This window comes from Streptomyces sp. NPDC055025, assembly GCF_053608565.1.
On the sequence record NZ_JBSGVS010000011.1, the window covers coordinates 57,931 to 82,233 of the forward strand.

The 24,303-nt window shown below is 69.8% G+C and carries 23 protein-coding genes, 1 tRNA gene and 1 pseudogene; 13 read left to right on the top strand and 12 right to left on the bottom strand.

Annotated elements, in window-relative coordinates:
- Positions 1 to 119: 119 nt before the first annotated feature.
- The 3 genes and pseudogenes from ACWGDX_RS09515 to ACWGDX_RS09525 all read left to right on the top strand — a co-directional run bounded on the left by ACWGDX_RS09515 (position 120) and on the right by ACWGDX_RS09525 (position 2,072).
- Positions 120 to 920 carry a hypothetical protein gene (locus ACWGDX_RS09515; RefSeq protein ID WP_453623852.1) on the top strand — a complete coding sequence of 267 codons (801 nt, stop codon included), beginning with the start codon at positions 120 to 122 and terminating at the stop codon, positions 918 to 920.
- 775 nt (positions 921 to 1,695) lie between these two features.
- Positions 1,696 to 1,863, top strand: a pseudogene (locus ACWGDX_RS09520) (Scr1 family TA system antitoxin-like transcriptional regulator); the annotation flags it as partial.
- Positions 1,863 to 2,072, top strand: coding sequence for a DUF397 domain-containing protein (locus tag ACWGDX_RS09525; RefSeq protein WP_453623854.1), 210 nt, complete (start codon positions 1,863 to 1,865; stop codon positions 2,070 to 2,072). The pseudogene ACWGDX_RS09520 and the gene ACWGDX_RS09525, both read left to right, overlap by 1 nt.
- On the opposite strand, the gene ACWGDX_RS09530 is transcribed toward ACWGDX_RS09525, so the two are convergent.
- A complete protein-coding gene (locus ACWGDX_RS09530; protein WP_453623856.1) occupies positions 2,053 to 3,036 on the bottom strand; it encodes a hypothetical protein in 984 nt (327 codons plus the stop codon). The genes ACWGDX_RS09525 and ACWGDX_RS09530 overlap by 20 nt on opposite strands.
- Before the next feature lie 235 nt (positions 3,037 to 3,271).
- On the opposite strand from ACWGDX_RS09530, the gene ACWGDX_RS09535 reads away from it, so the two are divergent.
- A complete protein-coding gene (locus ACWGDX_RS09535) occupies positions 3,272 to 3,616 on the top strand; it encodes a hypothetical protein (protein ID WP_453623858.1) in 345 nt (114 codons plus the stop codon).
- Between the two features lie 146 nt (positions 3,617 to 3,762).
- On the opposite strand, the gene ACWGDX_RS09540 is transcribed toward ACWGDX_RS09535, so the two are convergent.
- A complete protein-coding gene (locus ACWGDX_RS09540; RefSeq protein WP_453623859.1) occupies positions 3,763 to 5,358 on the bottom strand; it encodes a DUF445 domain-containing protein in 1,596 nt (531 codons plus the stop codon).
- Between the two features lie 228 nt (positions 5,359 to 5,586).
- On the opposite strand from ACWGDX_RS09540, the gene ACWGDX_RS09545 reads away from it, so the two are divergent.
- Positions 5,587 to 6,999, top strand: a complete 1,413-nt coding sequence (locus ACWGDX_RS09545) for an SGNH/GDSL hydrolase family protein (RefSeq protein ID WP_453623860.1) — start codon at positions 5,587 to 5,589, stop codon at positions 6,997 to 6,999.
- A gap of 175 nt (positions 7,000 to 7,174) precedes the next feature.
- Here ACWGDX_RS09545 and ACWGDX_RS09550 read toward each other — a convergent pair whose 3' ends face one another.
- From ACWGDX_RS09550 to ACWGDX_RS09565, 4 genes are all read right to left on the bottom strand, one after another.
- Entirely contained in the window at positions 7,175 to 7,993 is an 819-nt protein-coding gene (locus tag ACWGDX_RS09550; protein WP_453623861.1) for a DUF1707 SHOCT-like domain-containing protein, read from the bottom strand.
- A gap of 31 nt (positions 7,994 to 8,024) precedes the next feature.
- Positions 8,025 to 9,023 carry an ABC transporter ATP-binding protein gene (locus ACWGDX_RS09555; protein WP_453623863.1) on the bottom strand — a complete coding sequence of 333 codons (999 nt, stop codon included), beginning with the start codon at positions 9,021 to 9,023 and terminating at the stop codon, positions 8,025 to 8,027.
- A gap of 72 nt (positions 9,024 to 9,095) precedes the next feature.
- Positions 9,096 to 9,899 carry an ABC transporter permease gene (locus tag ACWGDX_RS09560; RefSeq protein WP_453623979.1) on the bottom strand — a complete coding sequence of 268 codons (804 nt, stop codon included), beginning with the start codon at positions 9,897 to 9,899 and terminating at the stop codon, positions 9,096 to 9,098.
- A 196-nt stretch (positions 9,900 to 10,095) separates the two neighbouring features.
- The gene (locus ACWGDX_RS09565; RefSeq protein ID WP_453623981.1) at positions 10,096 to 10,896 is read right to left on the bottom strand and encodes an ABC transporter permease; all 801 of its coding nucleotides are present in this window, start codon (positions 10,894 to 10,896) and stop codon (positions 10,096 to 10,098) included.
- Positions 10,897 to 11,297: 401 nt separating this feature from the next.
- Between ACWGDX_RS09565 and ACWGDX_RS09570 the strand changes: the two genes are divergently transcribed.
- On the top strand, positions 11,298 to 13,988 hold the full coding sequence (locus ACWGDX_RS09570) for a transglycosylase domain-containing protein (protein WP_453623983.1): 2,691 nt from the start codon (positions 11,298 to 11,300) through the stop codon (positions 13,986 to 13,988).
- 111 nt (positions 13,989 to 14,099) lie between these two features.
- Here ACWGDX_RS09570 and ACWGDX_RS09575 read toward each other — a convergent pair whose 3' ends face one another.
- The gene (locus ACWGDX_RS09575) at positions 14,100 to 14,402 is read right to left on the bottom strand and encodes a GroES family chaperonin (RefSeq protein ID WP_046506547.1); all 303 of its coding nucleotides are present in this window, start codon (positions 14,400 to 14,402) and stop codon (positions 14,100 to 14,102) included.
- A 151-nt stretch (positions 14,403 to 14,553) separates the two neighbouring features.
- Complete coding sequence (locus tag ACWGDX_RS09580) at positions 14,554 to 14,874, bottom strand: DUF3618 domain-containing protein (protein WP_363083886.1); 321 nt, start codon at positions 14,872 to 14,874, stop codon at positions 14,554 to 14,556.
- Positions 14,875 to 15,022: 148 nt separating this feature from the next.
- Between ACWGDX_RS09580 and bcp the strand changes: the two genes are divergently transcribed.
- The 5 genes from bcp (at position 15,023) to ACWGDX_RS09605 (ending at position 18,901) form a co-directional block, all read left to right on the top strand.
- The gene (bcp, locus tag ACWGDX_RS09585) at positions 15,023 to 15,490 is read left to right on the top strand and encodes a thioredoxin-dependent thiol peroxidase (protein WP_363083885.1); all 468 of its coding nucleotides are present in this window, start codon (positions 15,023 to 15,025) and stop codon (positions 15,488 to 15,490) included.
- Between the two features lie 176 nt (positions 15,491 to 15,666).
- Positions 15,667 to 17,217, top strand: a complete 1,551-nt coding sequence (locus tag ACWGDX_RS09590; RefSeq protein ID WP_453623865.1) for an MFS transporter — start codon at positions 15,667 to 15,669, stop codon at positions 17,215 to 17,217.
- 133 nt (positions 17,218 to 17,350) lie between these two features.
- On the top strand, positions 17,351 to 17,977 hold the full coding sequence (locus ACWGDX_RS09595) for an HNH endonuclease (protein WP_453623867.1): 627 nt from the start codon (positions 17,351 to 17,353) through the stop codon (positions 17,975 to 17,977).
- Positions 17,974 to 18,813: an HNH endonuclease gene (locus ACWGDX_RS09600; protein WP_453623869.1), complete on the top strand. Its 840-nt coding sequence runs from the start codon at positions 17,974 to 17,976 to the stop codon at positions 18,811 to 18,813. Before ACWGDX_RS09595 ends, ACWGDX_RS09600 begins: the two co-directional genes overlap by 4 nt.
- A 12-nt stretch (positions 18,814 to 18,825) precedes the next feature.
- Positions 18,826 to 18,901 (top strand) — tRNA-Leu (locus ACWGDX_RS09605).
- Between the two features lie 58 nt (positions 18,902 to 18,959).
- Here ACWGDX_RS09605 and rdgB read toward each other — a convergent pair.
- The 4 genes from rdgB to ACWGDX_RS09625 form a co-directional block, all read right to left on the bottom strand.
- Positions 18,960 to 19,562, bottom strand: coding sequence for an RdgB/HAM1 family non-canonical purine NTP pyrophosphatase (gene rdgB, locus ACWGDX_RS09610; RefSeq protein ID WP_453623871.1), 603 nt, complete (start codon positions 19,560 to 19,562; stop codon positions 18,960 to 18,962).
- 33 nt (positions 19,563 to 19,595) lie between these two features.
- A complete protein-coding gene (locus tag ACWGDX_RS09615) occupies positions 19,596 to 19,988 on the bottom strand; it encodes a hypothetical protein (RefSeq protein ID WP_363085224.1) in 393 nt (130 codons plus the stop codon).
- 210 nt (positions 19,989 to 20,198) lie between these two features.
- A complete protein-coding gene (gene rph, locus ACWGDX_RS09620; RefSeq protein ID WP_453623873.1) occupies positions 20,199 to 20,930 on the bottom strand; it encodes a ribonuclease PH in 732 nt (243 codons plus the stop codon).
- Positions 20,931 to 21,053: 123 nt separating this feature from the next.
- Complete coding sequence (locus tag ACWGDX_RS09625; protein WP_453623875.1) at positions 21,054 to 21,308, bottom strand: glucose PTS transporter subunit EIIB; 255 nt, start codon at positions 21,306 to 21,308, stop codon at positions 21,054 to 21,056.
- 245 nt (positions 21,309 to 21,553) lie between these two features.
- Here ACWGDX_RS09625 and ACWGDX_RS09630 point away from each other — a divergent pair, with 245 nt between their 5' ends.
- The gene (locus tag ACWGDX_RS09630; protein ID WP_453623876.1) at positions 21,554 to 22,837 is read left to right on the top strand and encodes a PTS transporter subunit EIIC; all 1,284 of its coding nucleotides are present in this window, start codon (positions 21,554 to 21,556) and stop codon (positions 22,835 to 22,837) included.
- Between the two features lie 168 nt (positions 22,838 to 23,005).
- Entirely contained in the window at positions 23,006 to 24,283 is a 1,278-nt protein-coding gene (locus ACWGDX_RS09635; RefSeq protein WP_453623878.1) for a PTS transporter subunit EIIC, read from the top strand.
- Positions 24,284 to 24,303 lie beyond the last annotated feature (20 nt).

Sequence of the window (24,303 nt, forward strand, 5' to 3'; positions counted from 1 at the left end):
GATGTCCAGATCTTTTGGATGTTGCGCCCGAACGCGACAACATCCAACGACACACCGCGCCGCCTCGTCATGCACAATCGGTCTTCACGGCAGCATCACACCAAAGGGGGAGGCAAATCGTGCGAGCGGGACAAGTAGGCACCAGGATCAGAGAAGACCTGCCCCCAGGCAGGCTGGAACTGGTCCATGCGCTGAAAAAGCTGTACAGCTGCCTGGGCAGTTGCACTCAGGCCGGAACCGCGCTTCGCCTGACAGAGAAGGGGCACACCGTCACAAAGGGGCAGATTTCGCGCTACCTCAACGGCAATATGCTCCCGAACGCGAAGTTCGTAGAGGCTCTTTACGACTTGGCCGTGGCGACGGCAGGCAACAATCCTGGCGGCATGACACGGCAGCAAGTACTCAGTCTCCATGGCTCTGCTGAGCCGACTCGCTGTGGAACCTGTCGTCAGACGCGGCAGCGAAATCGCGTTTTGGCCAAAGAAAACGAGGAGCTGAAGGCGGCCGAAGCCGGCCTTCGAGCACAGCTCACGACTGCACAGCGGCGTGAAACGCCGCTGCCGGTCCCCCGGCGAGAGAGGGACCGGCAGCGGCGCTCAAGCGACGTCCGCGCCGCCCGCCAGATCGCCAAGCAAGCAGCGAGTCTTCAAGACGCAGGCGATCCGGGCGCCGCTCTGGCGATGTTGCTCGACACTGTGGGCACCTTGACTCCCGTGGAGGGCGCCATGTCCGCCAAGATTCTCCGCGCCGAGAAGCGCGATCAACTCGCGGATACCCTGCTGCACGTCTACGGCCGGGAGCGCCGGGAGGGTGACGTCCTCTGGATGGCTTTGAAGCTGCACGAGCAGGGACTGATGAACGACGTGGCCGTGGTCCTGCGTGCGGCTACCAGCCAGGCCAGGACCGACACCGGCGTTTGACTCGACAACGCGAGCTAAGGGTTCGTCATCACCCCTGCGCGGCCGACTCCGTTGACGGCCGGCTGGCAGTAGACGGTTTTGCGTCACGATCCGGGTTCCGCGGAGCGGACTGCCCCGACGCCCCGACATTCGTCACCGGAAGTGGTGACTGCGATCAAGCCTCTGCTTTGCGCGGCTTCGGCCTCGTAGTGCATCTGGGCACGGTCGAGTACTGCGTCCGGGTCTCCGCCCCGGGTAGCTACCCAGTGGAGGAGGTCCCCGATCAGATCGGTCGGGGACTCGTCCGCGTGGCAGGCCGACGCCACCTGGTACCGCCAGGACACCTGGAAGGGTTCGGTACGCGGCCAGCATCGCTGACGCGCGGTCGGACTTGAGGCACTGCCCGTGCCGGCCCAGTGGGAATTCACACCAGACCGCCTTGCCTGTGGCGGTGACGACCGTCCCCCAGTCCATCGCCAGCGCCGCCAGCAAATGCAGCCCCCTGCCGCACCCCTCCCCGCAGGCGACCTGTTTCAGCACTGACAGCACAGGGCTCGTGTCATGCATCTCAACGCACGGCCTGCCCGCGCCCGGCTCCAGGACCGGCGTTGACGAAACACCCGCACCGACGTGCTTCACGACGTTCGTCGCGAGTTCGGTCACCGCGAGCTGCGTCTCGTCCGCAAGTGCCGACGCTCCCTCCGCGCCATCGCTGAACTGTTGGCTGGGCAGCGGATGACCGGCTTGGAAATGGAAGGCTTCTCCCATGTCAGCGAGGACCACGACCCGGCGGCGTCAGCTCTGGGCGATCCTCGATGAGTCGGTGATCCGCCGTGTCGTCGGCTCGCGGCAGATCATGCGTGAACAGCTCAGCCACCTGCTTGCGTTCGACTACCTCCGCGCACAAGCGTTGGATATGGCCGCTTCATCGGCCGTAATCCAGCGTGTTCGCGAGGAGATGTGATGGTTACGGTGCCCCAGTCCACAGTCGCTCTTCGATGGTTCAAGTCCTCCTACAGCGGCGGCAATACGACCGAGTGTGTGCAGGCCGCGTTGCTGGTTGGCGGGGTTGCGGTGCGGGATTCCAAGGACCCGGGTGGGGGGCGGCTGGTGTTTGGGGAGGATGCGTGGGGGCGGTTTGTGGGTGGGGTGGTCAGAGGTATGGGCGGATGATGACGTTCGGGAGGGTGGGGCGGGATTTGGCCTGGTGGAGTTTGGTGCGGACCGCGGCTACCAGTTCTTCGGGGTGGTCGCGGATGAGGGCGGGGACGGCGCTGACCACGTCCACTCCGTGGGCTTCCAGGAGGAGGCGGCGGCGGAGGGTGGCGCGGTAGGCGGTGACGCCCAGGTGGAATTCCTCCGAGTCGACCTCAAGGGCCACTCCGGCGTGGGCCCAGTAGGCGTCCGGGCGGGCGAGGAAGGTGCCGGTGGGGGTGAGGAGGAGCGGGTTCCAGAGGGGGTGGGGGAGGCCGGCGGCGAGGAGGGTGTCGCGGGCCTGGCCCTCGGCGATGGAGCGGGTGCCCGCGCGGAGTTCGTCCAGGACCGCGCGGACCGCCGGGTTGCGCAGGGCGTGCGAGGCGCGGAGTTCGGCGTGCAGGTCCTCCGGGTGGCAGCTGCATGTCTGGACCGTCGTCGCGAGGATCGCGCGTACCCGTTCCGTGGACGGTTCGTGGGCGGCGAAGTCGGACGCCGCGCGGACCGGCCGTACACAGGGAATGCCGTTGACCAGCAGGGTCGGCGGCCAGCGACTCGTGCGGCGCAAGCGTACATACGACCTGTCCCGCAGACCGCGGCGCGCTTCGACCAGGACGTCGGCCCGTCCGGCCGTCGCACCCCGCACTCCGTACAGCGACAGCGCCGCCTCGCCCGTCAGGACCGCCTTCTCACCGGAGAGGGCGGCCGTCCCGGCGTCCGCGTAGAGCACCGCGGCGAGCAGCCGCTGGCGTGGATCAGGTTCGCCGGTCTGTATCAGGACGACGCCGGGCAGCAGCCGCTGCCAGGGTCCGCCCGGCGCGCAGCGGCGGGCGGCGGTACTGGCGGCGAGGCCGGTGGCCCGTAGCTGGCCGGACGTCGCCAGGCGCATTTGCGTACGGGACAGCTGAGCGATGGCCGCGTCGGCGGCGGTGGTCCTGGGCATGGGGGTTCACTGCCCGCGCCCCGTCGGAAGTGGACACGCGCCGACGGACTGTGACGATCTCTTGTGTCCTCGGTTGCGTTCCGGGCATACCGTCCGACTCATGCCGCCCGACTCGTATCGTTCGGCTCGTATCGTCCGGCTCAGGCCCTTCCGGTTCAGGCCCCTCCGGGCTCATACCGTCCTGGTTAGGCTCGGTCATGTCAGGAGACCTGAAGAGCGGCGAAGGCGGCAGACAATGGCAACGGCAGCGGCAGCAGCGACACCCGTCAGGATTCCATCGGCGGCCGTGGCCGCGGGCGCGGCGGCGGGCGGGCTCGTCGGGGGATACGGGATCGCCCAGTGGACCAAGAAGCGCCCCCTCGGCGGTGTCGCCCTCGCCGCCGCGGGCGCCGTGGCCGCCCGCCAGTGGCAGCGGACCGGCGGCACGAAGACCGCGGTGGCGCTGAGCGCCGCGTACGTCGCCGCCTTCGCCGGTTCGCATCCGCTGGCCAAGAAGATCGGAGCCTGGCCCGCCGTCCTCACCGTGGCGGGCGCCGTCGCCGCCGCGTCCTGGACGGTGACCCGCCGCGCGGCCGGCTGAGCGAAGTGGGAGAAGAGGGCCGGGAGGAGAGGGAAGGAAGAGGGTGATCTCTTCCGGCGCCGCTGAACGGGGCCGCCCCGCCCTCCGTATTCAAGGGCAACTCCCCCATGGTGGGCTGGGCGCGTGAGCGGACGACAGAGTCCGGATCACGCGCCCAGCGCGTGCGCCACCGTATAGATCAGCAGGCCCGCGAGCGCGCCGACCACCGTGCCGTTGATCCGGATGAACTGAAGGTCGCGGCCGATATTCGCCTCGATCTTCTTCGATGTGTCGGCGGCGTCCCAGCTCCGCACGGTGTCCGAGATCAGGGATGTGATCTCGCCGCGGTACGTGGAGACGACGTACCCCGCCGCGTCCTCGATCCAGCCGTCCACCTTGCCCTGGAGCCTGCCGTCCGTCGCCAGCCGCGCGCCCAGGGAGAGCAGCGAGGCACGCGCGCGCAGACGCAGTTCGCTCCGGTCGTCCTCCGCCGCGGACATGATCATCGCGCGTATGGACGCCCAGGCGGAGGCGATGATGTCCTGCACCTCGGGGCGTCCCAGCAGATCCGACTTCAGCCGTTCGACCCTGGCGCGGGTCTCCGTGTCCGACTGGAGGTCCACGGCGAAGTCCCGCAGGAAGCGGTCGATGGCACCGCGCGCCGGATGGTCGGGCATGTCGCGCATCTCGGTGACGAAGCGCAGCAGCTCCTTGTAGACGCGGTCACCGACCTTGCGGTCGACGAAACGCGGCGTCCAGCCCGGCGCACCGCCCTGCACCGCGTCCATCACCGAGTCCGCGTGCTCCACCAGCCAGTCGTGCGCGCGGACGCAGATCAGATCGACCGCTCGATGGTGCGAGCCGTCGGTGACGATTCTCGCCAGGGTCTTGCCGAGACCCGGCGCGACCTCGGCCGCGTCCGCGCGGCGGGTGATCGCCTCGCCGACGATCGCCTGTACGTCGGAGTCCCGCAGCACTCTCAGGGCGCCGCGCAGCGCCGTGGACAGCTCGGCGGTGACACGGTCGGCATGGGCCGGTTCGGCCAGCCACGTGCCGAGCCGGCCGCCGATACCGAGGGCGCGCAGCCGGGTCCGTACCACCTCGGCCGAGAGGAAGTTCTCCCCCACGAACGAGCCCAGCGAGGTCCCGAGCTGGTCCTTCTTGTTCGGGATGATCGCGGTGTGCGGGATGGGCAGACCGAGCGGGTGGCGGAACAGCGCCGTCACCGCGAACCAGTCGGCCAGCGCGCCCACCATGCCCGCCTCCGCCGCGGCGGCGACATAGCCCGTCCAGCCGCCCGCGCCGGAGTTCTTCGCCCAGGTGGCGAGGACATAGATCAGGGCCACCAGCAGCAGCAGACCGGTGGCGGTGGTCTTCATCCGGCGGACGCCGCGCCGCTTCTCCTCGTCGGCGGCCGTGTACGAGAACGAGCCGAGGGTGGCGCCGACAGGGGAGCGCCTGCGGGGGCCGGCGGATCCGCCGGGCGCGGCGGCGGCGGAGGCGGACGCATCGGGCGCGCCAGGAGAGGTGGACACGCCGGGGGCAGTGGACGTACCAGGACCGTCGAACGTGGACGTACCGGTTCCGGCGCGCTCACCGGACGCGTCGGAGGCGCCGGACGCGGGCGAGCCGCCGGGCAGCGCGGACGGACCCGAAGGCCCCGGACCGTGACCGTTGTCACTGCCGTCACGACGGACACCGCCGTCGGTGCCGCCTCCGCCGTCCCCTGCTTCCGCCGCTCTCTCCGGATCCGTACGTTCCATTCCGCTCCACCCGTCCGCGTACGTGTCGTGCCCCGCAGCCCGCGAGCCCGCGGCCCGCGAAGCCCGCCCATACGCATTGTCTCTGCCTGAGGTACTCCCGGGACGCACGTCGAGTTCCCGCGCGCTATCGGATCGCGATACCCGATGATGTCTTCCGCACCGACGTACACCGGGAACCAGAAGAAGTACCAGGCGAGGTGCCAGGAGAACACGAGGGGACATCGAGGCATGGCGAGACTCCGCGCATGGGCGCTGCTCGGGGCGCTGATGGGGGTGGTGGCACTGGTATGCGGCGCCATCATCGGCGGGTTCGCCCTGCTCGACGGCCCCGGCACGGGCGGAGGCACGGGCACAGGCACGGGGACAGGCAAGGGCGGCGGAGGCGAGGGCGGCGTCTGGTGGGCGCCCGGCGCACAGGACCGTATCCGCCTCGGCGACGCCGCCCCCGTCTCCAGCGACCCCTGGACCGGCACCTGGGCCGCCGCCCCCGCCGGGGCCGAACCCGGCGCACCGACCGGCCACCCCGGCCGCTCCATCCGTAACGTCGTGCACACCAGCATCGGCGGCACCGGTGTCCGGGTCACCCTCTCCAACCTCTACAGCCCCACCGCACTGCTGATCGGCCACGCCTCGATCGCCATCGGCAAGGGCGGAGCCGGTCACAGCGGGAGCGTCAGCGGCAGCCGCGGCGGCAGCGGCAGCGGCGCGGAGGCCGTCGCCGGCACCATGCGGAAACTGACCTTCGCCCGGCAGTCCTCCGTGACCGTGCCGCCACGCGGGCAGATCATCAGCGACCCGGTGGATCTGCCGGTCCCGTACGACGGCGATCTGCTGATCACGCTCTACACTCCGGCGCCCGGCGGCCCGGTCACCTACCACCCGCTGGCGCTCCAGACCTCGTACCTCGCCCATGGCGACCGTACGGAGGACCTCGACGGCGCCGCGTACACCGAGCCGACCGGCTTCTGGCGCTATCTCACCGCCGTCGACGTACTCAACCGCGACTCGCCGGGCGCGGTGGCCGTCTTCGGCGACTCGATCACCGACGGCGACGGCTCCCGCCACGGCGCGAACCACCGCTGGCCCGACACGCTCGCCGCCCGGCTGCGCGAGCAGCACATCGGCGTGCTCAACGAGGGCATCCGAGGAAACCGCGTCCTGGCCGACCAGTCGCGGCGCGGTTGCGGCGAGAGCGGGCTCTCCCGCTTCCGACGGGATGTCCTCGGCCGGGCCGGGGTCGAGGTCGTCGTCATCGACCTCGGTGTCAACGACATCCTGCGCGGCGGTGTCGCCGATCCCGCCGCCGTCACGGCCGGGCTCAGGGAACTGACCCGGCAGGCGCGCGCCCACGGGGTACGCGTCATCGGCGCGACGCTGGCGCCCTTCGGCGCGTACGGCGGATACAACGACGCCGCCGAGTCCGTACGCACGCGGATCAACGAGGAGATCAGATACGGCGGGGTCTTCGACACCGTCGTGGACTTCGACCGGGTGCTGCGCGATCCTTACGCGCCCGACCGGCTCAGGCCGGTGTACGACTCGGGGGACGGTCTGCACCCGAGCGACGCGGGCTACGAGGCGATGGGCCGCTCGCTCGATCTCGCGGCGCTGGAGGGCGGCCAGGTCCGGACCCGGCTCTGAGGCGACGGCTCGGCCCGGAGGCGTACGGACGCCACCCGGCCCAGCCCGGCCCGAGGGGACGAGGGGACGAGGGGACGAGGCCAGCTCCGACGCGTACCGCTCGCCGCCTCGTACAGCGCCCACGTGCGCCGGCGCTCCTACAGCGCCCACGTGTGCCGGCGCCCACGTGCGCCGGTCAGTCCAGTTCCTTGCGGCTCTTCTTCTCCAGCCGCTCCCGCTTCCGCTCCTCCTTGAGCCGGCGCTTCTCCGACTCCCTGATCTTGCGCTCCACCCCGACCCCGCCCATCAGCGCGAACCCGGTGACGATCACCCGTGGCGAGCCGGGACTCACCTCGGGGTCGCCCAACTCGCCGAAGCCGCCCATGAAGCCGGAGCCCCTGACCTCGACATCCATGTCCGGCGGCACGACGACATGGACACCGCCCATGATCGTGAAGCAGCGGATCACCACATCGCGGTCCTCGAACCGCGCCTCGCGCAGATCGATCTCGCCGCCCGCCTGAAGAACGACCGCCGTGAACGTCCGGCCCACCGTCCAGGTGCCCCTGCGCCCGAACCCGCCCCAGAACGCGAAGGCGCCCTTGGACGTGGCAGGCCCCTTGCCGATCCGGTCCGACCAGGTGCTCACACCGCCGCCCGACGAGGACGGGAGCGCCATGTCCGTCGTCGTACCGGGCGCGGGCAGGTCCCGTACCAGCGGCGCCAACTCGCCATGGGTGCGCGCCTTGTACGTCGCCTCCAGTCGCTCGCCGAACTCCTCCATGTCGAGCCGGCCCTCGGCCACGGCCTCGCGCAGCCGCTCAGCGATCTGCTCCCGCTCGGCATCGGAGGCACGCGTATCAGGGCCGGAGCCGGGACCGGAACGGAGGTCGGAGCTGGAACCGGAGCCGGAGCCAGGACCGGAACGGAGGTCGGGACCGGGACCGGGGCCGGAAACCGGACCGCCGGAGCCAGGGCTGGAACCGGGGCCTGGATCAGGCCGTTCACTCGTCATGGCAGCAGAGTAGTCACCGCCGGGGCCCGCGTCACACAGCTGATCGATCGGCGTACATCTTCGCGATGACCGCCTCGATGTCCGGCTCCCGCACCGAGAGATCGACCAGCGGATACTCCGCCGCTATCCGGGCGACCAGCGGCGCCGCCGACTCCGTCGCGGGGAAGGAGAGCCACTGCCGCGGTCCCTCCACCCTGACCGTCCGCGCACCGGCCAGTTCGATCGGCGGAAGCTCACGCTCCAGATCGACCACGAGCGTCCGCTCGCTCTCCCCTACCTCGTGCAGCCCGGCGAGAGCGCCGTCGTACAGCAGCCGGCCGTGGTCGATGACCATCACCCGCTTGCAGAGCTGCTCGATATCCGTCAGATCATGGGTGGTCAGCAGGACGGTCGTGCCGCGTTCCGCGTTCAGGTCCCGCAGGAACTCCCTGACCCTGGCCTTCGAGACCACATCGAGCCCGATGGTCGGCTCGTCCAGATACAGCACCTCGGGGTCGTGCAGCAGGGCCGCCGCGATATCGCCGCGCATCCGCTGGCCGAGCGAGAGCTGCCGTACGGGTACGTCCAACAGCGCGGCCAGATCGAGGAGTTCGACGCACCGCTCCAGGTTCACCCGGAACCGCGCGTCGGGGACGCGGTACATCCGGTGCATCAGCCGGTACGAGTCGATCAGCGGCAGATCCCACCAGAGCGTGGTGCGCTGCCCGAAGACCACGCCGATACGCTGCGCCAGCCGCGTACGCTCCCGGGACGGATCGATGCCCGCGACGCGCAGCCGTCCGCCGCTCGGGGTCAGAATGCCCGTGAGCATCTTGATGGTGGTCGACTTGCCCGCGCCGTTCGGGCCGATGTAGCCGACCATCTCGCCGCGCGGCACCCGGAAGCTGATGCCGTCGACGGCCCGTACCTGATGCTTCTCGCGGCGCAGCAGGCCCGCTCTGCGCCGTACGTCGAAGACCTTCTCGATGCCGTCCAGCTCGATGAAGTCCGGGTCACCGCCCAGGCCGTCCGTACTCGTACTCGTACTCATCAACGCTCCGTTCCGCTCCACCCGGTCCCCGCTCCGACCCGACCCGACCCGAAAGGACAGGCCCCGGCTCACCTAGCTCCCCGTACTCCTGTACGTACGCAGCCCCGCCCGCCACGCGACTCCCGCCAGCGCGCAGCTCGCCCCCGCCACCACCGGCGGCAGGAACGCGACCGCGTCCGGGAGCCCCAACGGGTCCTCGCGGCCGAGGACATACAGCGCCGGCAGCCAGTTGACGAAGGCCAGCGGCACCACGAACGTCACCCCGCGCACCAGGTCCTTCGCGAAGACCGTGGGCGGGTACTGCAACAGCGTCGTCCCGCCGTACGTGAACGAGTTCTGCACCTCGGCGGCGTCCTGCGCCCAGAACTGGAACGCCCCGCCCGCCACGAACACCGCCGAGAAGATGGCCGCGCCGCTCACCACCATCATCGGCAGCATCAGCACCCGTACCGGCGTCCAGTCGATGTCCAGCGCCACCAGGGCGTAGACCAGCACCAGCAGCCCCTGGGCGACCCGGCCGAGCCGGCGCAGCGCGAACCGGTCCGCCGCCACCTGCGCCAGTACGGGTACGGGCCGCAGCAGCAGCGTGTCGAGCGTGCCGTCACGCACCCGCCTGCCCAGCCGGTCCATCGAGCCGAGCAGCAGATCGGCGAGGCCGAAGGCGCTCGCGGACGTCCCGTAGAGAAAGGCGACCTCCGGCAGCGAGTAGCCGCCCAGTGCGTCCACATGGGTGAACATCAGCAGGATCGCGACAAAGTCGAAGGCGGTCGCCGCGAAGTTCCCGAACGCCGTCATCGCGAAGGACGCGCGGTACGCCATCGTGGAACGCATCCACATCGCGACGATCAGGCCGTACGCCCGGAGACCGTCCCGCAGGGCGGCCCGCCGCGAGAGCCTCGGAACCCACCGTTCCGCTGACGCCTGTGCGGATACCTGTACGAGTACCTGCGCGGGTACCTGCGCAGACGCCTCCACAGGCACCTCGCCGGCCCCCGTCTCCACCCCGGCACCCGAGCCCACCCCGGCCTCCGGCCCCACCTCGGCTCCCGCCCCCTCCCCCGCCACCGCTTCGTCAGCCACCCTGGACCACCACCCTCCGTGTCGCGACGGACTGGAGCAGCCGCCCCACCGCCAGCAGCGCCAGCGCCCAGCCCGCCTGGAACGCGTACGCCCAGACCAGATCCCATCCGGTGTGCACGCCGAGGAAGACATCCGCCGGGACCTGGAGCAGCGAGGACCAGGGCAGCGCCCGCGCCACCTCGCCCAGCGGACCGGGGAAGACATTGAGGGGCAGCAGCAGCCCGGAGAAGAACATCCCGGCCAGCATCGCCATCTGGGCCACCCCGGCCCCGTCCATCAGCCAGAACGCCGAGAGCGCGACAAGAAAGCGGATCGCGAAGCTGACCACGACCCCGAGCAGCACGGCGAGAAGGAACGCCGGCCAGATCAGCGGATCGGTGGGGAGCGCCAGTTCGAAGGCGAACGAACCGAGCACCATCGGTAGGATCCCGCGCCCCAGCAGATGGAACGCGGCGCGGCCCAGATCCCCGGCCAACCACCACAGCTGGAGATCGGCGGGCCGGTAGAGATCGACGGCGATGTCACCCGTACGGATCCGCTCGACCAGCTCGTCCTCGAAACCGCCGCCCATCATGGCGCAGGTCATCAGCAGCGCCTGACCGAGCCACACATAGGTGACGGCCTGGGAGAGGCCGTAACCACCGAGCCCCGGGCGCTCGTCCCAGAGAGCGGTATAGGTGTACGCCACGATGAAGCCGAAGACCGTATTGGTGAACACTCCCGCCAAGGTCGCCACCCGATACGTGGCATAGCGCCGGAACCCACCCGCGGCCACCACGACATACAGCCGCACCACACCTCAGCTCCCTCGTATCATCCGCACCGATCTGCACCGGACTGCACCGGTCCGCACCGGACTGCGCCGGACTGCACCGTTCCGTACCGGTACGCACCAGTCCGTACCGGCGGCATCCGGCACCGGACCGGGCACCCGGCACCCGGCGCTCCGCGCCCGGCACCAAAGCGCACGACCCTAGTCCACCGGGATCAGCCGTCGCGACCGGTTATCGAGCTGGTGCGGGACCCGCTGTCGGGCCAACGGCGCTCAGCCGTTCTGGCCCTGTTTCAGGGGGCTTCATGGGGCCGCACAGCGTTTCTCGGGGCTGCGCCGTGAATCGCCTGATACGACACCGTTATGCCGGAGAGGGCGAATCCCCCGGCCGCGGCCGAGGAGTCTCCACACTTATGAGCGATGTGTCAGACGTGTCACAGCAGCAGGGCTGGGCCCCTCGGGACCCCTCGACCCCCGCCCCCACGATCTCCCGCTTCCCGGCACCACGGAAGAAGAGCCGGGAAAAGGACCGTCCCCGCCGTACCGGCCCGCGCAGACTCCTCCCCACCCGGCGGACGCTGCTGGGCACACTCCTGTTCGGCACACTGCTCCTCGGGGGCGGCCTGATCGCGGGGTACCACCTCGTCGGCATCCCGGCCGCCAACACCGCGGCCACCCTCCAGTCCAATCTGTATCTGTACGCGGACGGCACCCAGATCGCCCGCGACGGCGAGATCAACCGCGAGAACATCCGGCTCGCCCAGGTGCCCAGGGCCGTCCAGCGAGCCGTACTCGCCGCCGAGGACCGCGGCTTCTACAGCGACCCCGCCATCAATCCCCAGGGCATGGTCCGCGCCGTCTGGAACACCGTCACCGGCAAGGGCACGCAGGGCGGCTCCACCATCACCCAGCAGTACGTCAAGAACTACTACCTCGGCCAGGAACAGACCGTCGTACGCAAGGCCAAGGAACTCTTCATCGCCATCAAGCTCAACCGCGAGGAGAGCAAGAAGACCATCCTCCAGGGGTATCTCAACACCAGCTACTTCGGCCGCAACGCCTACGGCATCCAGGCCGCCGCCCAGGCGTACTACGGCAAGGAGATCGAGGACGTCAACCTCGCCGAGGGCGCCTATCTGGCCTCGCTGCTCAACGCGCCCAGCGACTTCGACGTCGTCGTCCACCCGGAGAACCGGCCGGCGGCGGAGGCCCGCTGGAACTATGTCCTCGACGGCATGGTCAAGGAGCGCTGGCTCACCCCGGCCGTCCGGGCCACGCTCGCCTTCCCCGTACCCAACGAGGTCAGACACTCCAGCAGCGGGCTCTCCGGACAGCGCGGCTATGTCGTCCAGGCCGTCGAGGACTATCTCGTCAGCAACAAGATCATCGACGAGCGCACCCTGGCCTCCGGCGGCCATCGCATCACCACCACGCTGGAGCGGGAGAAGCAGGACGCCTTCGGCGAGGCCGTCCAGGACATCGTCCTCAGCCGTCTCGACACCGGCCGCGCGGCCGACCGCAACGTGCGCGTCGGAGGCGTCTCCATCGACCCCGCGACCGGCAAGGTCGTCGCCATGTACGGCGGGATCGACTACACCAAGCAGTACGTCAACAACGCCACCCGCCGCGACTACCAGGTCGGCTCCACCTTCAAACCCTTCGTCCTCGCCGCCGCCGTCGAGAACAACTCCCGGACCCGGTACGGCGAGCCCATCACCCCCAACACCGTCTACGACGGCAACAACCAGCGCATGGTCGAGGGCGTGGACGGGCCCACCGGCTACGCCCCGGCGAACGAGGACCACATCAACTACGGTCCCCTCTCCCTGCGCGAGGCCACCGACAAGTCCGTCAACGCCGTCTACGCGCAACTCGCCCAGGACATCGGCCCCGCCACCGTCAGAAACACCGCCATCGCCCTCGGTCTGCCCAGCAACACGCCCGATCTGAGGGCCTCCCCCTCCATCGCGCTCGGCCCGGCCAGCGCCAGCGTGCTCGACATGGCGAAGGCGTACGCGACGCTCGCCAACCACGGCAGACACGGCACCTACACCCTGGTCCAGAAGATCAGCAGGAACGGTACGAAGATCGATCTGCCCCACCAGGAACCCCGGCAGGTCATCAGCCGCGAGGCCGCCGACACCACCACCGCGGTGCTGCGCGGAGTCGTCGAGGGCGGCACGGGCACCGCGGCCCTCTCGGCGGGCCGTCCCGCCGCGGGCAAGACGGGCACGGCGGAGGACGACAAGGCGGCCTGGTTCGCCGGCTACACCCCTGACCTGGCCACGGTCGTCGCGATGATGGGCGCCGATCCCAAGACCGCGGCGCAGAGACCGCTGTACGGGGCGCTGGGCCAGGACCGTATCAACGGCGGCGGACCGCCGGCGGAGATCTGGGGCCGGTTCACGGCCACCGCCCTCAGGGACACCCAGAGCGAGGACTTCGATCTGCGGCTGGACAACGGCGCCGAGGAGATGTTCTCCCCGGAGGACGGGTCCGATCCGTTCGGCGAATTCGGCGGCGGAGCGCCGGGCGACACCGGGGACCGGTCGGAGGGGGGCGGGTCCGGTTCCGGGGACGGGGACGGCGACGGGGAGCAGGGGCAGGAGCAGGAGTCACCGGGGCAGTCGGAGGACTGGTCCGGCGCCCGGCCCGGAGTCCCGGCCAATGGCCCGACGGGCGGGAGCGGTGCCGGCGCCCCTGTCTCCGGAGGGCAGGGGTCCCAGGCTCGCCCGGACCGTACGGGCCGGACACCGGGCCAGGGACAGTTCCAGGGACAGGCACAGGCAGCGCAGGGGCAGTCGTCGCAGCAGCACGGTGTGAGCGGCGGTTCCGTCCCTGGAGGCGTGGGCTCCGGGGACGGAACCGCCGACATCGGCAGGACCGAAGGCTTCATCGGGCGCGGCGCCCGGGGCCGACGTGCGGGCGGCGGAGGGGCGGGCGGCGGAGGAATCGGCGGAGAGGGAGCAGCCGGTCGCGGAGGAGCCCACCGCAGGGGAGTCCGTCACGGAGGAGTCCGTCGGGGAGGAGTCCGTCGCGAGGAAGCGGACGGCTCGGGGCGGGAGACGGGCGAGAGCCCGGCCCGCGGAAGAATCTCCGCTCTGGGCGGATGACCGGATGCCGGCCGGAGTCGCCCCGGCCCGGCGTCACACTGGCCCGGCTGGGGCGAGAGACGGCGACCGGCGACCGGCGCCAACAGCCGATGGCCGGTGGCCGGTGACCGACTACAGATAAAGCCCGGTGGAGTCCTCGGAACCCTCGAACCGGTCGGCGGCGACCGCGTGCAGATCGCGCTCCCGCATCAGTACGTACGCCACCCCGCGCACCTCGACCTCGGCCCGGTCCTCGGGGTCGTACAGCACCCGGTCCCCCGGTTCCACCGTCCGTACGTTCTGCCCCACGGCCACCACCTCGGCCCAGGCCAGCCGCCGGCCGACCGCCGCTGTCGCGGGAATGACGATGCCGCCGGACGAGCGCCGTTCGCCCTCCGGGATGTCCGTTCTGACCAGGACACGGTCATGGAGCATGCGGATGGGCAGTTTGTCGTGCTGGCTGCGGGGGTTCTCGCTCACAACCCAGAACCTACCTGCTTACGTCCGTGCCGTACGCCATAGGGGCAAGCAAGCCGTACGCCGACCGCGGACCCCGTCCGGCCCGGACCGTCGGTGTCCCGCGCCGTCAGTCCTTGCGCCGCCGCATCGACACCGCGAGCAGCCCCACGACCCCGACGGCGATCAGCGCCACCGGGACCAGCCGCTCCAGCCGTGGTCCGCCGTCCAGCCCGATGAACGGCGCCCGCGCCCCCGACACCACCCTGTTCACCGCGACGAACGCGCGTCCGGCCGTGTGATCCACACTGGAGACCACCCGGGCCTTCGCGTCACCGACGATCGTCTTCGGGTGCACCCGCACCCCGATCTCGTCCAGCGTCTCGGCGAGCTGCCCGCGCCTGCGGACGATGTCCGCCTCGATCTGCGCCGGGGTCCTGGAATCCGACACCGCGCTGCCTCCGTCGTCGTGTCCGGTAGTCCTTCGTCAGTACTTGAGCAGTACTTCCTCGACAGTCTGTCAGCTTCGCCGTCGCCGCACCCGACGGCACCCCCGATTACGCTCGGCCACGTACACCCGACCTCCATCGAGGAGAACCATGAGCGAGCGACTCAAGCCCGGCGACACCGCCCCCGCCTTCACCCTGCCCGACGCGGACGGCAACGATGTCTCGCTCGCGGACCACAAGGGCCGCAAGGTCATCGTCTACTTCTACCCCGCCGCCCTCACCCCCGGCTGCACCAAGCAGGCCTGCGACTTCACGGACAACCTCGGTCTGCTGGCCGACGCCGGGTACGACGTGATCGGGGTGTCACCCGACAAGCCGGAGAAGCTGGCGAAGTTCCGTGAGAAGGAGAACCTCAAGGTCACGCTGGTCGGGGATCCGGCCAAGGGGATCCTGGAGAGCTACGGGGCCTTCGGCGAGAAGCAGTCGTACGGCAGGACCGTGACCGGCGTGATCCGCTCCACGATCGTCGTCGACGAGGAGGGCAAGGTCGAGCACGCGTTCTACAACGTGCGGGCCACCGGCCATGTGGCGAAGATCATCAAGGACCTCGGTATCTGATACCGATATCTGATCCCGGTATCCGATCCCGATATCTGACGGTGTCCGGCACCGGGACCGCGTGACATCCGACCGGGGTCCCACGTGAGTGGGACCCCGGTTTGCCGTCGCCGTGGCCGTGCGGAAAGTTCCTTGGACGCGTTCGCACACGTTTGCCCGAGGAAGGGATCCGCGCCATGGCCGGCCACGAGCACGACGAGGAGGCCGACTCCGGAGCGGTCGCGGGTCGCACGCCGCGCCACCGGTCCGGCGCCACCGTCATCGTCACCGACGAGCGCGCGGTCGGACGGGCCGTCAGGGCCGCGGCGCTGGGCAATGCCATGGAGTGGTTCGACTTCGGCGTCTACAGCTATCTGGCGGCGACGCTCGGACATGTCTTCTTCCCGTCCGGGAACCCCACGGTCCAGTTGATCTCGTCCTTCGCGACCTTCGCCGTCGCCTTTCTCGTACGCCCGGTCGGGGGCATGGTCTTCGGCCCCATGGGTGACAGGATCGGGCGCAAGAAGGTGCTCGCGCTGACGATGATCATGATGGCGATCGGCACCTTCGCCATCGGCCTGATCCCCTCGTACGCGGCGATCGGCTTCTGGGCGCCGGTCCTGCTGATCTTCTTCCGGCTGATCCAGGGGTTCTCCACCGGCGGCGAGTACGGCGGGGCTTCCACGTTCATCGCGGAGTACGCGCCCGACAAGCGCCGGGGGTACTTCGGCAGCTTCCTGGAATTCGGCACCCTCTCGGGATACATCTGCGCGGCGGGTCTGGTCACCGCGCTCCACGCCTGGGCCGGAGCGGACGCGATGGAGGCGTGGGGATGGCGGGTGCCGTTCCTGGCCGCGGGCCCGCTGGGACTGGTCGGTCTGTATCTGCGGCTACGGCTCGACGAGACGCCCGCGTTCCGGGAGCTGCGGTCGGGGAGGGCGGGGGCCGCCGGGGCGGCGGGCGAGGCGGGACGCGGGGCGGGACTCAGGGCGGGGCGCGGAACGGCGGACCAGGTGGCGGACCGGACGGCGGACCGGGCGGCGGACCGGGCGGGGCCAACGGCGCGGGGGGATCTGGCGAAGATCTTCCGGGGGTACTGGCGGACACTGATCCTGTGCGTGGCGCTGGTCGGCGCGTACAACGTCACGGACTACATGCTCCTGTCGTACATGCCGACGTATCTCTCCGACGAGCTGGGCTACAGCGACACCCATGGACTGCTCATCCTGCTGGGCGTGATGGCGTTCCTGCTGCTGGTCGTCAACCGGATCGGCGTGCTCAGTGACCGCTTCGGCCGCAAGCCGCTGCTGATGACGGGCATGCTCGGCTTCTTCCTCCTCTCGCTTCCTGCCTTCGTCCTGATCGGCCAGGGCAGCGTCCCGGCGATCACCGCGGGTGTGCTGATGCTGGGCCTGTCGCTGGTCTGCCTGCTCGGCACGATGTCGGCGGCGCTCCCGGCGCTGTTCCCGACGGAGGTCCGCTACGGCGCGCTCTCCGTGGGCTACAACGTCTCCGTATCCCTCTTCGGCGGCACGACCCCGCTGGTGATCACGGCTCTGATCGGCCTCACCGGCAGCAACCTGACACCGGCGTACTACGCGATGGCGGCGGCGCTGGTCGGGGTGGCGGCGGTGACGCTGATGAAGGAGACGTCCCGAAGCCCGCTGCCGGGCTCGCCCCCGTCGGTGGCGACGGAAGCGGAAGCCCTGGCCCTGCCCCAAGCCCGGCCCCCGCGGCGCGAGTTCTGACCCACACCCCCTCACCCCGCACCGCCCGCCCGGTGCGGGCCGTTCCGTTCTACGGACGTGACCATCCGATATCCGGTTCGTTGCTCAGTACGACGCCGCGAACGCGCGGCCGGACAGAGGGGAACGAACCACCGTGCCGGTGAGATACACACGCGCGCTGATGGAAGAGGCGGCGAGAGAGACAACCACCTTCCACGACGCGGTCCGATGGTGCGGCGGCGAGCCGACGACCGGTAGCCGACGCTATCTCCGGGCCAAGATGGCCGAAGCGGGCATAGACACGTCTCACTTCGCCACCAAGTGGGTGCGCCACACGGACGAGACATTGCGCGAACTGGTGGCCTGTTCCAAGAGCGTGGCCGAGGTCGTACGCCGACTGGGAATCAGCCCGGTTGGCGGAAACCAGGCACACATCGGCCGCCGAATAGCCACGTTGGACGTTGACACCTCCCACTTCCTTCGCGCGCCTCGGGGACGCAGGAAGGGAGCACTGGGGAATCGACTGGTCCTGGGTTCACCGTCGGACGGCAGAATTCCCGGCGAGCGCCTGCGCCGCGAACTGCTCCGTATGGGAGTCCCGGAGTCGTGTGCCCTCTGCGGCAACGGCCCCGAGTGGAACGGCAGACCACTGCGACTGGAAGCCGATCACCTGAACGGCGACTGGTGGGACAACCGTCCGGAGAACCTTCGGCTGCTCTGCCCCAACTGCCACGCGGTCACGGACACTTACCGGGGCCGGAAGCGGCGGGCCACGGCGTGAGTCCTTACGCGCGCTACCCACGCGACCTGCTGGTGCGCACCGCCGCCGAGGCGACCAGCCTGGTCGACCTGTTGCGCAGGCTCGCCGCTCCGATGGGAAGCGGTCCGCTTCGCTACGTACGGCTACGGCTTGAGCACTACGGCATCGACACCTCACACTTCCAGGAGGAGCGACTCCCCGAGCGGGAACACCGCTCCTATTCGAAGGAGATCCTGGAAGAAGCCGCCGCGAACTCCCGCAGCATTCGGGAGATGCTTGAGTACATGGGCTTCCCTCCCTGCGACAGCCCGTACGGCCACATCAGGAAGAGGCTGGATCAATTCGGTATCGACACCTCGCACTTCACCCGAAGATCCAAGGACGGTACGAGTGTCCTGCCGCTCGATGAGCTGGCACCGGCGGTCGTGGCTTCCAGAAGTCTCGCCGAGGTTCTGAGACTCCTCGGCCTGCCCGACAGCGGGGCAGGCCGCGCGCTCGTGAAGCGAAGCATCACGGCCCATGACCTGTCATCCGCCCATTTCACCGGCCAAGGCCACCTGCGCGGTGTCCCCTCGCCATGGCGTAGGTCCGCGGCCGACATCCTGTGCCGCCTCGAACCCGGTGCTCCGCGCGCGAAGACCCGGCTTCTGAGGCGAGCACTCGACGAGACCGGAGTGCCGCGCGTCTGCGACGAGTGCGGCATCGGCGACACATGGCAGGGCAAACGGCTCGTCCTGGAGATCGACCACATCAGCGGCGACCGGCTCGACAACCGGATCGAGAATCTGCGCTATCTCTGCCCCTCGTGCCACAGCCAGACGCGTACCTTCGCGAAGCGCCGCGGCGGAGCACAGTAAGCTGAACGCTGAGGGCCCGTACCCCAGCTGGCAAAGAGGGCGCCGGTTTAGGTCCGGTGTGTCGTGGGTTCGAGTCCCACCGGGCCCACATCGAAGAGGCGCGGCATCCGAGACGGATGCCGCGCCTCTTCGGCATATGGCATCCGTCAATCCAGCAGTTCACGGATCGCCGGGACCAGTGCTCTGAAGGCCTGGCCTCGGTGGCTGATCGCGTTCTTCTCGGCGGGGGTCAGTTCCGCGCAGGTGCGGGTGTCGCCGTCGGGCTGGAGGATCGGGTCGTAGCCGAAGCCGCCCGTGCCGGTGGGGGAGGTGCGGAGGGTGCCGGGGAGGCGGCCCTCCACGACGCGTTCCGTGCCGTCCGGGAGGGCCAGGGCGGCGGCGCAGGCGAAGTGGGCCGCGCGGTGGGGGGGCGCGATGTCGGAGAGCTGGGCGAGCAGCAGGTTCAGGTTCGCCGTGTCGTCGCCGTGGGTGCCCGCCCAGCGGGCGGAAAAGATGCCGGGCGCGCCGCCGAGGACGTCGACACAGAGGCCGGAGTCGTCGGCGACGGCGGGGAGGCCGGTGGCGTCGGCGAGGGCGTGGGCCTTGAGGAGCGCGTTCTCGGCGAAGGTGACGCCGGTCTCCTTGACATCGGGGATGCCGGGGTACGCGTCCGCGCCGACGAGGTCGTGGGGCAGACCCGCGTCGGCGAGGATGGCCCGGAGTTCGGTGAGTTTCCCGGTGTTCCGGGTGGCGAGGATGAGACGGGTCATGCCCTCAGTATCCGGTCCCGTGCGGGGTGTCCGTCACGGGGTGCAGATGTTGCCGATCTCGGCCGCCGCGTCGGAGACGGGCGTGAGGTCGGGGGTGTTGTCGCCGTTCTCGATGGCCGTGCGGACGCTGTCGACCCCCTTGCCGAGGTCGCCGACGGCCTTGCCGAGGTCGGCGTTGTCGGTCTTGTCCTTGAGGCTGTCGAGCTCGGCGTCGATGTCGTCGAGGGCCTCGTCGACCTTGAGCGGGTTGTCCCCGACATTGGAGACGGCCTGTTCCAGGTTGCTGACGCTGCCGGCGATGGCGTCGGCGGCGGCCACGCAGTCCATCGCCTTGTCGAGGGCTCCGCAGCCGGCGGTGAGCGGCAGGGCCAGGGCTGCGGCGGCGAGGGCCAGGGTGATACGGCGTCGGCGTATGGGCGCGGGCATGGCGCGGGTTCCTCCCAGGGTGCGGGCGGGCACACGGTTCGGTCCGTGGGCCCGTGCGCTGGGAGACGCGCCGCGGGTCCTCCCGGTTGCCCTTCCGCGTAACGGAGTTGGCACCGCCGCGGCCCGCCGCCCCGTGGATGTGGCCCGCCGCCCTCACGCACACCGCCCGCCGCCCTGGCGGACGCGGCCCGCAGCCCCCGTGGACGCTGGTTACAGGGCCTTCTCCAGGGCCGTGCGCTGGAGTGCCGCCAGGTCGGTGCAGCCCGCGGTGGCGAGGTCGAGGAGGGCGTTGAGTTCTTTGCGGTCGAAGGGCTCGGCCTCGGCGGTGCCCTGGACCTCCACGAAGCGGCCGTCGCCGGTGCAGACGACGTTCATGTCGGTCTCGGCGCGGACGTCCTCCTCGTAGCAGAGGTCGAGGAGGGGCGCGCCGTCGACGATGCCCACGCTGACGGCGGCGACGGTGCCGGTGAGGGGGCGCCGGGCGGCCTTGATGATCTTCTTGCCCTGGGCCCAGGCGACGGCGTCGGCGAGGGCGACATACGCGCCTGTGATCGCCGCGGTGCGGGTGCCGCCGTCGGCCTGGAGGACATCGCAGTCGAGGACGATGGTGTTCTCGCCGAGCGCCTTGTAGTCGATCACGGCGCGCAGCGAGCGGCCGATGAGGCGGCTGATCTCGTGGGTACGGCCGCCGATCTTGCCGCGTACGGATTCGCGGTCGCCGCGGGTGTTGGTGGAGCGGGGGAGCATCGAGTACTCGGCGGTGACCCAGCCTTCGCCGCTGCCCTTGCGCCAGCGCGGGACGCCTTCGGTGACCGAGGCGGTGCAGAAGACCCTGGTGTCACCGAAGGAGATGAGGACGGAGCCCTCGGCGTGCTTGCTCCATCCGCGTTCGATGGTGACGGGACGGAGCTGTTCGGGGGTGCGGCCGTCGATTCGTGACATGCGGCGAGCCTATCGGCACGCGCTTTCCCCCGGGGTCCCGGTTCACCGCCCCCGGGGTCCCGGTTCACCGCCGGGCCTGGTGGGCGCCCTGCGGTGGATCGGTCCCCCGGAGGGGGAAGCGCTTCACATCATGTCTTCGATGTCGGCCGCGATGGGGTCCGCGTCCGTGCCGATGACCACCTGGATCGCGGTGCCCATCTTGACGACTCCATGGGCTCCCGCGGCCTTGAGCGCGGTCTCGTCGACGAGGCCGGGGTCGACGACCTCGGTGCGGAGGCGGGTGATGCAGCCTTCGATCTCCTCGATGTTGTCGAGTCCGCCGAGTCCGGCGACGATCTTCTCCGCCTTGGTGGCCATGTCTCTCTCCCTGACTGTCATGACGGTCGTGACGGTCGAAAAGCTCCGGCTCGTCTCCGGTCGGTCCGCTCCGCCGCGCCGCGCCCGTTCCGTTTCGTCACGGTAACGCACAGTTGGACCATCTTCGCGGGCGCACCTTCACCGCGTGCCCAATGATGACGATCACCGGCACCCTGTCCGCGGCCGGTTCCGGAAGCCTATCGCGACTGGTCTACACCAGTCGGGGGCCGGGGCGCGCGCCGTCGCGGCACAACGGAAGGACGCCGATGAGCGCCGACAGCACGCCAGCGCCCCGGTCCGGGCGGGCGGGGCCGCGCGGGAAGTGGTGGAACGGGCTGTTCCAGGGGCTTCAGAAGATCGGCCGGAGCCTTCAGCTCCCGGTGGCCACCCTGCCGGCCGCGGGGCTGCTGGTCAGCCTCGGGAATCTGTTCTCCGCCTATCTGCACGGCCCGTTCTGGGACAGGACCGCCAAGGTGCTGAGCCTGGGCGGCGGCGCGATCCTGGACGGGGCGTTCGGCCTGCCGCTGCTCTTCTGCATCGGGGTGGCGATCGGCTTCGCCAAGAAGGCGGACGGCTCGACCGCGCTCGCCGCCGTGGTCGGCTTTCTCGTCTACCACGGCGTCCTGGCCGCCTTCCCGGTCGGCGGCTCGGTGACCAGGGACCGGCCCGACGGCGTCCCGCAGAATCCCGGTGTGCTCGGAGGCATTCTGATCGGGCTGCTCACGGCGGTCGTCTGGCAGCGCTTCCACCGTACGAGACTGGTCGACTGGCTCGGCTTCTTCAACGGCCGCCGTCTGGTGCCGATCCTGATGGCGTTCCTCTGCACGCTTCTCGGGGTGGCCTTCGGGCTGCTGTGGGAGCCGGTCGGGGACGGGCTGACCGCGTTCGCCAAGCTGCTCATCGATCTGGGCGCGTGGGGGGCGGGCATCTTCGGGTTCGCCAACCGGCTGCTCATCCCGATCGGTCTGCACCAGTTCCTGAACACCTTCTTCTGGTTCCAGGCCGGTACGTACACCAAGCCCGACGGCACCGTCGTCATGGGCGATCTGACGCGGTTCTTCGCCGGGGACCCCACGGCGGGCCAGTTCATGTCGGGGTTCTTCCCGGTCATGATGTTCGGGCTGCCGGCCGCCGCGCTCGCCATCGCGCACTGCGCGCGCCCCGAGCACCGCAAGCGGATCGGCGGGCTGATGTTCTCCGTCGCGCTGACCTCGTTCGTCACGGGGGTGACCGAGCCCCTGGAGTTCTCCTTCATGTTCGCGGCGCCGCTGCTGTACGGAGCGCACGCGCTGCTGACGGGGGCGTCGATGGCGATCACCTGGGGGCTGGGGGTGCACGCTGGCTTCAGTTTCTCGGCCGGTCTGATCGACTATGTCGTGAACTGGCATCTCGACACCAAGCCCTGGCTGATCATTCCGATCGGGTTCTGTTTCGCGGTGGTGTACTACGTGGTCTTCCGTGCCGCGATCACGCTCTTCGACATTCCGACGCCGGGGCGGGAGCCCAAGGAGTTGGAGGAGGAGTCGGAACAGGGGAACACCAAGGCGTGAGCGGGTGAGCAGGGGACGTGCTCCCGGGCGGCGTCCGCTATGGCCCAGGCCACAGTTTTCGCAGGTTCCTTACAGAACACCTACCGTGTTAGAACAGGTCTACACCATTGGGTGGTGTAGACCACGTGGCCGTGCGCGCCGCGTCCGGGCACTGGTTGGAGGAGCTTGATGAGTACGGCCGACGTCGCCCCCGCGGCGAAGAAGGACCCCGCGGCGCGGCGGAGCAGCCGGGCGATGGCGGTGATGCAGCGCATCGGACGCAGTCTGATGCTGCCGGTCGCCGTGCTGCCGGCCGGCGCCCTGCTGGTGCGCCTCGGCAACGACGACATGCTCGGCCGCGAGTCGTTCCCGGCGTTCATCACCAAGATCGCGGGCTTTATGGCGGCGGGCGGCAACGCCATCCTGGACAACATGCCGCTGCTCTTCGCCGTCGGCATCGCGATCGGCTTCGCCAAGAAGTCGGACGGTTCGACCGCGCTGGCCGCCGTCACCGGCTATCTGGTCTTCAAGAACGTCCTGGGCACCTTCACCGACTCCAATCTGCCCCAGGTGTCGACGGTGGTGGACGGCAAGATCGTCATGACGGACGCGCCCGTCGACGCGAAGGTCCTCGGCGGTGTCGTCATGGGCATCGTCGTCGCCCTGCTGTACCAGAGGTTCTACCGGACGAAGCTGCCGGACTGGGCGGGCTTCTTCGGCGGGCGCCGGCTGGTCCCGATCCTCTCCGCCTTCGCCGGTCTGATCATCGGTGTCGTCTTCGGCTACATCTGGCCGGTCCTCGGTACCGGTCTGCACCATCTGGGTGAGTGGCTGGTCGGCTCGGGCGCCGTCGGCGCGGGCATCTTCGGGATCGCCAACCGCGCGCTGATCCCCGTCGGTATGCACCATCTGCTGAACTCGTTCCCCTGGTTCCAGGCCGGTACGTACGAGGGCAAGAGCGGTGACATCAACCGCTTCCTCGCGGGCGACCCGACGGCCGGGCAGTTCATGACCGGCTTCTTCCCGATCATGATGTTCGCCCTGCCCGCGGCCTGTCTCGCGATCACGCACTGTGCCCGTCCCGAGCGCCGCAAGGTCGTCGGCGGCATGATGCTCTCGCTGGCGCTCACCGCGTTCGTCACCGGTGTGACGGAGCCGATCGAGTTCACCTTCATGTTCATCGCGCCGGCGCTGTACGCGATCCACGCGGTGCTGACCGGTGTCTCCATGGCGCTGACCTGGGCGCTCGGGATGAAGGACGGATTCGGCTTCTCGGCGGGCGCGATCGACTTCTTCCTCAACCTCGGTATCGCGACGAATCCATGGGGGCTGGCGCTGGTCGGCCTCTGTTTCGCGGTCGTCTACTACGCGGTGTTCCGCTTCGCGGTAGTCAAGTTCAACATTCCGACGCCGGGCCGCGAGTCCGACGAGGAACTCGCCGAACTCCGGAAGGCCGAGGCCAAGTAGGCCCGTACCGTCCTGGTCCC

Excerpts from the sequence above, each read along its gene's own strand:
- ACWGDX_RS09590 (WP_453623865.1), top strand. The coding sequence starts at position 15,667 with ATGGCCGGCCACGAGCACGACGAGGAGGCCGACTCCGGAGCGGTCGCG.
- ACWGDX_RS09550 (WP_453623861.1), bottom strand. The coding sequence starts at position 7,993 with ATGACGAGTGAACGGCCTGATCCAGGCCCCGGTTCCAGCCCTGGCTCC.
- ACWGDX_RS09545 (WP_453623860.1), top strand. The coding sequence starts at position 5,587 with ATGGCGAGACTCCGCGCATGGGCGCTGCTCGGGGCGCTGATGGGGGTG.
- rdgB (WP_453623871.1), bottom strand. The coding sequence starts at position 19,562 with ATGACCCGTCTCATCCTCGCCACCCGGAACACCGGGAAACTCACCGAA.
- ACWGDX_RS09555 (WP_453623863.1), bottom strand. The coding sequence starts at position 9,023 with ATGAGTACGAGTACGAGTACGGACGGCCTGGGCGGTGACCCGGACTTC.
- bcp (WP_363083885.1), top strand. The coding sequence starts at position 15,023 with ATGAGCGAGCGACTCAAGCCCGGCGACACCGCCCCCGCCTTCACCCTG.
- ACWGDX_RS09625 (WP_453623875.1), bottom strand. The coding sequence starts at position 21,308 with ATGACAGTCAGGGAGAGAGACATGGCCACCAAGGCGGAGAAGATCGTC.
- ACWGDX_RS09535 (WP_453623858.1), top strand. The coding sequence starts at position 3,272 with ATGGCAACGGCAGCGGCAGCAGCGACACCCGTCAGGATTCCATCGGCG.
- ACWGDX_RS09615 (WP_363085224.1), bottom strand. The coding sequence starts at position 19,988 with ATGCCCGCGCCCATACGCCGACGCCGTATCACCCTGGCCCTCGCCGCC.
- ACWGDX_RS09525 (WP_453623854.1), top strand. The coding sequence starts at position 1,863 with ATGGTTACGGTGCCCCAGTCCACAGTCGCTCTTCGATGGTTCAAGTCC.
- ACWGDX_RS09635 (WP_453623878.1), top strand. The coding sequence starts at position 23,006 with ATGAGTACGGCCGACGTCGCCCCCGCGGCGAAGAAGGACCCCGCGGCG.
- ACWGDX_RS09630 (WP_453623876.1), top strand. The coding sequence starts at position 21,554 with ATGAGCGCCGACAGCACGCCAGCGCCCCGGTCCGGGCGGGCGGGGCCG.
- rph (WP_453623873.1), bottom strand. The coding sequence starts at position 20,930 with ATGTCACGAATCGACGGCCGCACCCCCGAACAGCTCCGTCCCGTCACC.
- ACWGDX_RS09540 (WP_453623859.1), bottom strand. The coding sequence starts at position 5,358 with ATGGAACGTACGGATCCGGAGAGAGCGGCGGAAGCAGGGGACGGCGGA.
- ACWGDX_RS09575 (WP_046506547.1), bottom strand. The coding sequence starts at position 14,402 with ATGCTCCATGACCGTGTCCTGGTCAGAACGGACATCCCGGAGGGCGAA.
- ACWGDX_RS09530 (WP_453623856.1), bottom strand. The coding sequence starts at position 3,036 with ATGCCCAGGACCACCGCCGCCGACGCGGCCATCGCTCAGCTGTCCCGT.